The sequence below is a fragment of the Actinomycetota bacterium genome (assembly GCA_035759705.1).
Lineage (GTDB): Bacteria > Actinomycetota > CADDZG01 > JAHWKV01 > JAHWKV01 > JAJCYE01.
In genome coordinates this window covers 1-7,830 of sequence record DASTUJ010000133.1, presented here as the reverse complement: position 1 = coordinate 7,830, position 7,830 = coordinate 1, and the positions used below count along the sequence as shown (strand labels likewise).

Here is a 7,830-nt window from a genome sequence, read left to right as displayed (position 1 = left end):
CGTACGGGCGTCCCACGGATCGGGCCCGGCGATCTCACCCTTGCGCTTGCTCTTCACCCAGTTGTGCATGAAGACAAGCGTGGAGGCGGCGATCAGGAAGGCGCCGACGGTGGAGAGCATGTTCCACATCTCCCAGCCCAGGCCCTCCTGGTAGGTGTAGTACCGGCGGGGCATACCCTTCAGGCCCAGGATGTGGAACGGGCCGAAGGTCATGTTGAAGCCGATCATCATCATCCAGAAGTGGATCTTGCCCAGGCGCTCGTCCATCATCTTGCCGTAGATCTTGGGGAACCAGTAGTACAGGCCGCCGAACAGGCCGATGATCGCTCCACCGAACAGCACGTAGTGGAAGTGGGCCACGATGTAGTAGGTGTCCTGCTGCTGGGCGTCGTGGGGCACGATCGAGTGGGTGACTCCCGACAGGCCGCCGATTATGAACATCGCGATGAAGCCGATTGAGAACAACATCGGTGTCTTGAACCGCAGCGATCCTCCGGCCATTGTGCCCATCCAGTTGAAGATCTTCACACCGGTAGGCACTGCGATGAACATAGTCGACACTGCGAAGGCCGAGTTGGCGGCCGGCCCGAGGCCTACGGTGAACATATGGTGCGCCCACACTCCCCAGCCCATGAACCCGATGGCCGCTCCGGAGAAAACCACGAAGCTGTAGCCGAACAGCGGCTTGCGGGAGAACACCGGCAGGATCTCCGAGACGATGCCCATGGCCGGCAGGATCAGGATGTACACCTCCGGGTGGCCGAAAAGCCAGAACAGGTGCTGCCACAGAATCGGGTCGCCTCCGGCGGCCGGGGTGAAGAACGAGGCGCCGAAGGTCCGGTCGAAGGTCATGAAGAACAGCGCTACCGCGATGACCGGCATGGCGAACAGAAGAAGGAAGTTGACCACCAGCGCCATCCACATGAAAACCGGCATCTTCATGAGCTTCATGCCGGGCGCCCGCATGTTCAGGATGGTGGTGATGAAGTTAGCCGACGCGACAATCGAGGAGACACCGAGGATCTGCACGCCCAGGGCGTAGAAGTCGAGGCGGTTGTCTCCCGGGAGGAAGCCATCCCCGGTGGTCAGCGGAGCGTAGCCGAACCATCCGCCGTCGGGGGCTCCACCGAACAAGAAACTCGAGTAGAGGAACAGGCCGCCGAACAGGAAGACCCAGTACGACAGCGAGTTGAGTCTGGGGAATGCCACATCTCTGGCGCCGATCATCAGCGGAATGAAGTAGTTGAAGAACGCGGCCCCCATCGGCATGACGACCAGGAAGATCATTGTGATGCCGTGGGTGCTGAACAGCTGGTTGTAGAGGTCGGCGCTTACTACCTGACCTTCAGGGGTCGCCAGCTGCGCTCGGATAACGAGAGCCTCCAACCCGCCCAGGATGAAAAAGGCGAAGGCGGTGTAGCCGTAGAGGATGCCGATCTTCTTGTGGTCGACCGTCGTGACCCAACTCCAGATGCCGTGGCTGGCCTTGGGCCGGCGGAGAAACCATGGGGTCGGGGTGGTTACGGTAGCCATAGGTGCTCTCCCATCATCATTCCAGGCTCAACAGATAGGCGGTCAGATCATCGATCTGGTCGTCCGTGAGACCGAGGTCCGGCATGAGGGACCCGGGCTTGCGCTCCGGAGGATCCTTCAGCCACAGTTTCAAATTCTCTTCGTTCAGCTCGAACATCTCGCCGGCGAAACGGTCCCGGCTGGCAAGGTGGGTCAGGTTCGGTCCGATGATTCCGGCCGCCTCGGTTCCCTTGACGGCGTGGCACGAGACGCAGGCCTGGTCCCCGGCGAACTTGCCCGTGAGGAACAGCTCTTTGCCTTCGGCGGCGGAACCCTCGTTGGCGGAGTCGGCCAGTTGCTCTTGCACCCATGCGTCGAAGTCGGCCTGCTCGTGGGCAATCGCCCTGGCCCTCATGTTGGCGTGCGAAAGTCCGCAGTACTCGGCGCACTGGCCGAGGTACGTACCCGGCTCGGTGGCCTCGATGACCATGTGGTTCACCCGTCCGGGGACCACGTCCTGCTTACCGGCCAGCTTGGGGATCCAGTAGCTGTGGATCACGTCGCCGGACTTCAGGGTCAGGCGAACCGGCTGGTCGACGGGGATGTGCAGTTCGTTGGCGGTGACCACACCGTTGTCGTACTTGTACTCCCACCACCACTGGTGGCCGATGACCTCAACCTCCAGCGCGTCCTCGGGCGTCCTGGCCTGGTCGAAGATCACGGGCACGGTCATGAAGGCGATGCCGGTGAGGATCACGGCGGGGATTGCGGTCCAGAGAAGCTCCAGCTTGGTGTGGCCGTGCAGCTGCTTGGGGTCGACGTTTCCGCCTTTGCGGCCCTCGCGGTACTTGAAGAGGATGAAGATCAGTCCACCCTCGACCAGAACGAACACCACGGCTGCAATGGCGAAGGTCACGTCCCACAGACGGTCCGCCTGAATGGCCCGCGGGCCTTCCGGGTGCAGGTAGTTCATCGGGGAGTCGGCCGAGATGCACGCGCTCAAAAGCAGCGTGGAGGCGAGAGCTACCAAGCGAACGATGTAATTAAGTTTGCTTCGAGCGCGAATGCGCAGACGTCGATCCATCGGAACTGGATGCTAGCAGATACAGTGGATCGATCCCCTTGGAAACGCCCCGTGAGCACTAAAAAGTCTTCGGCTGGGCAGAAGCACAGCCTGGAATCGGTCCGGTCTCAGATCGATCTCACGCTGCAAACGCGCCTGGACGAGGTACGAAACGGCTTCGTAGCGAGCTCCAGTCAACGCATTGTCGAGGAGGTCACCCGGGCCACGGTTCGCCAGGGGGGACGCATCCGGCCGCTGCTCTGCTGCTGCGGTTACGCCGCCTGCGGGGGCGAGGGCGGGCCGCTCGACGAGCGGATAATCCTGGCGGCGTCGAGCCTCGAGCTGCTCCACACCTTCGCCATCCTCCACGACGACGTGATGGATGGGTCGTCCATGCGACGGGGTGAGCCGACGATTCACCGACGGGTCGCCGATGAACACAGAGCCTCCGGGTTGCCCGGGGACTCCGAGCGGTACGGCATTTCGGTGGCAATCCTGGCCGGCGACCTGGCTCTGGTCATCTCCGACTACCTGCTGGCGCAGTCCGGCTTCAGCCCCGAGCTGCTGAACGACGCCGCCGTGCCGGTGACCAGGATGCGGCTGGACGCCATCGCGGGGCAGTACCTGGACCTCAACCACAGCGGGCGAGGGGTCACCGACCCCAACCTCACTGCCCGGATCGCCCGGCTCAAGACCGGCAGCTACTCGGTGGAGGGCCCCCTGCTGGTCGGAGCCACGCTGGCCGGGGCACCCGAGAACAGCAAACGGGCTCTTGAGGCCTTCGCCCGGCCTCTCGGTGAGGCGTTCCAGCTAACCGATGACCTGCTGGGGATGTTCGGGGACCCGCAGGTTACGGGCAAGAGCGCCGACAACGACCTGCGGCAGGGCAAGCCCACGTCTCTCATGGCCCGGGCGCTGTCGCTGGCTTCCCCCGCAACCAAAGAAAACATCCTCTCGGTTTGGGGCGACCCGGCATGCTCCGACGAGGACCTGGAGATTCTGCGAAAGACGGTCTACGAGTCGGGGGCGGTCAAATCGATGATCCGGTCGATCAACGCTCTGGTCGCCGAGGCTAAAGCGGCAATCAAGGACCCGGAAAGCCACGGTCTGGCGCCGGCGGCCTGTGCACCGATGGTGAAGCTCGCCGAGTCGATCGTCGACCGGGCCCGCCGGTTGGGGCGCGAGGCTTAAACAGTGGCTTTCGGCGGCCCGTTCTGGTTACGCCGGCCGTCGCCCGAGCATCTCCAAGACCTGCTGGCCTCCCAGTGCAACCGGTCGCTCACCTACTCCGCAGTCGGAGCCACACGGACCTCCCCACCCCCGGGCTACACGCACGAGCGCTACTCGCAGCCGCTGGGCTCCGATCCTGGAACCTTCGGCCTGGCGGTGGCGGCGCTGAATCGGTGGGCGCCCCAGCGCGGCGCCGGCATGCACCTGACCCCAGACAGCCCTGTAGTGGCCCAGGACGAGTGTGTGGTGCTCCTGCAGCGCATGGTGGGCGGTTTCGTCACCGCGGCCGCCCGGATCGTCTACGTGGTCGATGAGCCCAACCGCTACGGCTTCGCCTACGGCACACTCCCCCACCACCCCGTCGCCGGAGAGGAGGCCTTCCTGGTGGAGCAGGACGACCGGGGCAACGTGAACTTTGTGATCGAGGTCTTCTCCCGGCCGCGCCACCCGCTGGCCCGATTGGGAAAGCCGGTGTCCCGCCTGGTCCAGAAAAGGACGACCCGGAAGTATCTGCAGGGGATGCTCCAAGCCACCGGCGTCTAGATGCAAAAGTGCCCCCGGTCTCCCGGGGGCACTTGAACTGCTGTGGGGGCTGCTTAGAAGTCCATGCCTCCGCCGCCGCCGTCGCCCATGCCGCCGGGCATTCCCATGCCCATGCCGCCGTTCTTCTCGGGCTTGTCGACCACCACGGACTCGGTGGTCAGGAACAAAGCCGCGATCGAGGCTGCGTTCTGAAGTGCGGAACGGGTGACCTTTGCGGGGTCAACGATTCCGGCTTTCATCAGGTCCTCGTACTCGCCGGTGGCTGCGTTCAGGCCGAAGTTCTTCTTGAGGGTGAGGATCTTTTCGACCACCACGCCTCCCTCCATGCCTGCGTTGGTTGCGATCTGGCGAAGCGGTGCGCTGAGCGAGCGGCGCACGATCTGCACGCCGGCCAGCTCATCGCCGACCAGGTCCTGCTCCAGCTTCTCCAGCGCAGTGGCTGCGAGTACCAGAGTGGTGCCTCCGCCGGGGACAATGCCTTCCTCAACTGCGGCCTTGGTGGCCTGGACGGCGTCCTCGATGCGGTGCTTCTTCTCCTTCAGCTCAACCTCGGTGGCTGCGCCGACCTTGATGACTGCAACACCGCCGGCCAGCTTGGCCAGGCGCTCCTGCAGCTTCTCCTTGTCGTAGTCGGAGTCGGACTTGTCGATCTCCGCACGGATCTGGTTGACCCGGCCGCGGATCTCCTCGGCCGAACCCTGACCCTCGACGATGGTGGTCTCGTCCTTGGTCACAACGACCTTGCGGGCGGTGCCCAGCTGGTCGAGGGTTGCGTTCTCCAGCTTCAGGCCCACCTCTTCGGTGATGACCTGGCCGCCGGTGAGGATTGCGATGTCGCTGATCATTGCCTTGCGGCGGTCGCCGAAGCCGGGGGCCTTGACGGAGACGCTGCGGAAGGTGCCGCGGATCTTGTTGACCACCAGGGTCGCCAGGGCTTCGCCCTCAACGTCCTCGGTGATGATCAGGAGCGGCTTGCCGGACTGCATGACCTTCTCGAGGATCGGAAGGATGTCCTTGACGGCCGAGATCTTCTGACCCGAGATCAGGATGTAGGGGTCCTCGAGCACGGCTTCCATGCGCTCGGGGTCGGTTACGAAGTACGGGGAGATGTAGCCCTTGTCGAACCGCATTCCCTCTACCAGCTCCAGCTCGAGGCCGAAGGTCTGGGACTCCTCAACGGTGATGACTCCGTCCTTGCCGACCTTGTCCATTGCCTCGGCGATGATCTCGCCGATCTCACGGTCGTTGTTGGCGGAGATGGCTCCGACGTGGGCGATCTCGTCCTTGCCCTCAACCTCTTTGGCCATGTTGCCGATGAACTCGACGACTGCGTCGACACCGGTCTCGATGCCCCTCTTGAGGGCGATCGGGTTGGCGCCGGCTGCGACTACGCGCAGGCCTTCCTTGGTGATGGCGTGTGCCAGGACCGTTGCGGTCGTGGTGCCGTCACCGGCTACGTCGTCGGTCTTCTTCGCTACTTCCTTGACCAGCTCGGCGCCGATTCTTTCGAACGGGTCCTCGAGCTCGATCTCCTTGGCGATCGACACACCGTCGTTGGTGATGGTCGGTGCGCCCCACTTCTTCTCCAGGACCACGTTGCGGCCCTTGGGGCCGAGGGTTACCCGGACTGCGCTGGCGAGCTGCTCCATGCCTCGCTCCATCGCGCGTTTTGCTTCTTCACCAAATGCGAGCTGCTTTGCCATACAAAACCTCCTCTGAGGGCTAACCCGCCCTCTATTAGGCTGGCAGTCCTACTACTAAAGCGTTAGCACTCATGAGTCTAGAGTGCTAATCCGTTTATGACAAATGGTTTTGGAGACGGGGTGCGCGAGAGGGTGAACACATAACCGCCATTGATTTAGTCCTATTTGGCCCTTATTATTGTTTTGAAGATTTCTAATGTCTTAAAGGACGCCAGGAGGATCCCTTGGAACGCCCGGCACAGGTCGACTCCGCAGTACCCCGCGCCAAGGCGGCTTTTCACTTCCTGCTGCCCGCGATCGCCTTTCTCGCAGGCCCCCCGGCAGCCCAGTACATCCTTTTGGTAACCGGCCTGATCATGGCGGCCAGCGTCCTCGGCGGTCCCAAGTTGAGCCTGTTCGGGCAGCTGTTCAATGCGGTTCGCCCCACGCTGGGGATCGGCCCCGGTAAGAAGGAGGCAGTCGCGCCGCACCGTTTCGCCGAGGCTCTTGGAGCCATTTGCCTGCTCGCGGCGGCCGCCCTCTACTTCGCCGGGGCGGAACTCGCCGCCCAGGTCTTGACCCTGATGGTGGTAGCGCTGGCGCTGCTGAACGCAGCCGCAGGAATCTGTGTCGGCTGCCAGATGTACCTGCTGCTCAAGCGGTTCTCCGGCAAAGGGGCGACCGCCTGATGGAGCTGGCTATCCGGCTGTTCATCCTGCTCAGCGTCGGCGGAGCCGCGACCTTCACCAGCTTCGCCCTGCGCCGCTACTTCCGGAGCGCCGAGCTGCCGGCCAGGTTCGACCGCAAAGACGTTGACCTGTCGCACAAGGGCCCGATGCTCGTGGAGTTCACGAGCCCGTTCTGCTACGAGTGCCAGGTGGCCTACCCGCTCCTGCAGGCGGCCTCGGCGGCACACGATGCGCCGCTGGCGGTCATCGACGCCAGGGACCGGCCGGACCTCACGTCCAAGTACTCGATCCGGACCACGCCGACCATCCTCGTGGTCGACAAAAGGGGCAAGGTGACCACCGGCTGGATGGACACGAGCCCGTCCGCGGACGACATCACCGAGGCGCTGGCGCTGGCGCGTTAGGCCTAACCGCGGGTTCCACCGAATCCGGTTGAGGATCGACCTCGCACGCTCCGGAGTTACTCGATGTTGCTTGTGATGTCCGAAGCAGTGTCGGACATCCTTTTCAGCAGGTTGCTGAGGGTGGACATCATCTTCGACAGCCTGTCCATCGCCATCTGAAGCCTGAGGGCCTCCATCTCACCCATCTCGCTCATGCTGTCCAGGTCCTTCTTAATCCGCGCCAGCTCATCCCTCGCCGCAGCCAGCTCATCCTTCATTCGTGCCATCGACCCGGACGCGTTTGCGGGAACCGGCTTAGAACGTCGAGCGGATTTGTCGGTTAAGCGATCTTTCGAAGCCATGCCGTCAGCCTAGCGTTTCTGTTAAACGCCACCACTTGGGTGTGAACATCCCGACGAGCAACGAAAACAACCGAAATGGTCAGCAACTCGGGTGCCGCCGCGCAGAGTCTTTTTCGACTTTGAACCCGGGCACCAGGCGGCGGCTTTCGAAGGGCCTTGCACCGGCTGCTGGAGGAAAAGGCGGCCGAACCGGCGCTCCGGGTCGACTGCCATGATTCTGGAACCGCTCAGCCCCCCGCTACCGCCGGCAGGATCGAGACCAGGTTGCCGCCCTCGAGCTTGGTGTCCAGGCCGTCAAGGAAGCGCACGTCCTCCTCGCCGACGTAGATGTTCACGAAGCGGCGGATCTCTCCGTTGTCGTCCAGG

The 7,830-nt window shown here is 63.4% G+C and carries 9 protein-coding genes; 4 read left to right on the top strand and 5 right to left on the bottom strand.

What is annotated here, in order from left to right:
- Positions 1 to 1,533 (bottom strand): cytochrome c oxidase subunit I (ctaD, locus tag VFV09_09285; GenBank protein ID HEU4867908.1); only part of this gene is annotated, 1,533 nt, incomplete at its 3' end.
- A gap of 16 nt (positions 1,534 to 1,549) precedes the next feature.
- Positions 1,550 to 2,542 carry a cytochrome c oxidase subunit II gene (gene coxB / locus VFV09_09280; protein ID HEU4867907.1) on the bottom strand — a complete coding sequence of 331 codons (993 nt, stop codon included), beginning with the start codon at positions 2,540 to 2,542 and terminating at the stop codon, positions 1,550 to 1,552.
- A gap of 105 nt (positions 2,543 to 2,647) precedes the next feature.
- Between coxB and VFV09_09275 the strand changes: the two genes are divergently transcribed.
- Together VFV09_09275 and VFV09_09270 are read left to right on the top strand one after the other, a co-directional pair.
- Entirely contained in the window at positions 2,648 to 3,766 is a 1,119-nt protein-coding gene (locus VFV09_09275; GenBank protein HEU4867906.1) for a polyprenyl synthetase family protein, read from the top strand.
- A 3-nt stretch (positions 3,767 to 3,769) separates the two neighbouring features.
- Positions 3,770 to 4,348 (top strand): DUF1990 domain-containing protein, encoded by a 579-nt coding sequence (locus VFV09_09270; protein HEU4867905.1) that lies wholly within the window; start codon positions 3,770 to 3,772, stop codon positions 4,346 to 4,348.
- A 53-nt stretch (positions 4,349 to 4,401) separates the two neighbouring features.
- Here VFV09_09270 and groL read toward each other — a convergent pair whose 3' ends face one another.
- Positions 4,402 to 6,051 carry a chaperonin GroEL gene (gene groL / locus VFV09_09265; GenBank protein ID HEU4867904.1) on the bottom strand — a complete coding sequence of 550 codons (1,650 nt, stop codon included), beginning with the start codon at positions 6,049 to 6,051 and terminating at the stop codon, positions 4,402 to 4,404.
- 224 nt (positions 6,052 to 6,275) lie between these two features.
- On the opposite strand from groL, the gene VFV09_09260 reads away from it, so the two are divergent.
- Together VFV09_09260 and VFV09_09255 are read left to right on the top strand one after the other, a co-directional pair.
- Positions 6,276 to 6,719 (top strand): DUF4395 family protein, encoded by a 444-nt coding sequence (locus VFV09_09260; protein ID HEU4867903.1) that lies wholly within the window; start codon positions 6,276 to 6,278, stop codon positions 6,717 to 6,719.
- Positions 6,719 to 7,123, top strand: coding sequence for a thioredoxin family protein (locus VFV09_09255; protein ID HEU4867902.1), 405 nt, complete (start codon positions 6,719 to 6,721; stop codon positions 7,121 to 7,123). Before VFV09_09260 ends, VFV09_09255 begins: the two co-directional genes overlap by 1 nt.
- A gap of 56 nt (positions 7,124 to 7,179) precedes the next feature.
- On the opposite strand, the gene VFV09_09250 is transcribed toward VFV09_09255, so the two are convergent.
- Both VFV09_09250 and VFV09_09245 read right to left on the bottom strand, forming a co-directional pair.
- Positions 7,180 to 7,380 carry a hypothetical protein gene (locus tag VFV09_09250; GenBank protein HEU4867901.1) on the bottom strand — a complete coding sequence of 67 codons (201 nt, stop codon included), beginning with the start codon at positions 7,378 to 7,380 and terminating at the stop codon, positions 7,180 to 7,182.
- A 311-nt stretch (positions 7,381 to 7,691) separates the two neighbouring features.
- Positions 7,692 to 7,830: MoaD/ThiS family protein (locus tag VFV09_09245; protein HEU4867900.1), on the bottom strand; the 139-nt coding region annotated here is incomplete at its 5' end.

Coding starts and splice junctions, on each gene's coding strand:
- groL (HEU4867904.1), bottom strand. CDS start 6,051: ATGGCAAAGCAGCTCGCATTTGGTGAAGAAGCAAAACGCGCGATGGAG.
- VFV09_09255 (HEU4867902.1), top strand. CDS start 6,719: ATGGAGCTGGCTATCCGGCTGTTCATCCTGCTCAGCGTCGGCGGAGCC.
- VFV09_09250 (HEU4867901.1), bottom strand. CDS start 7,380: ATGAAGGATGAGCTGGCTGCGGCGAGGGATGAGCTGGCGCGGATTAAG.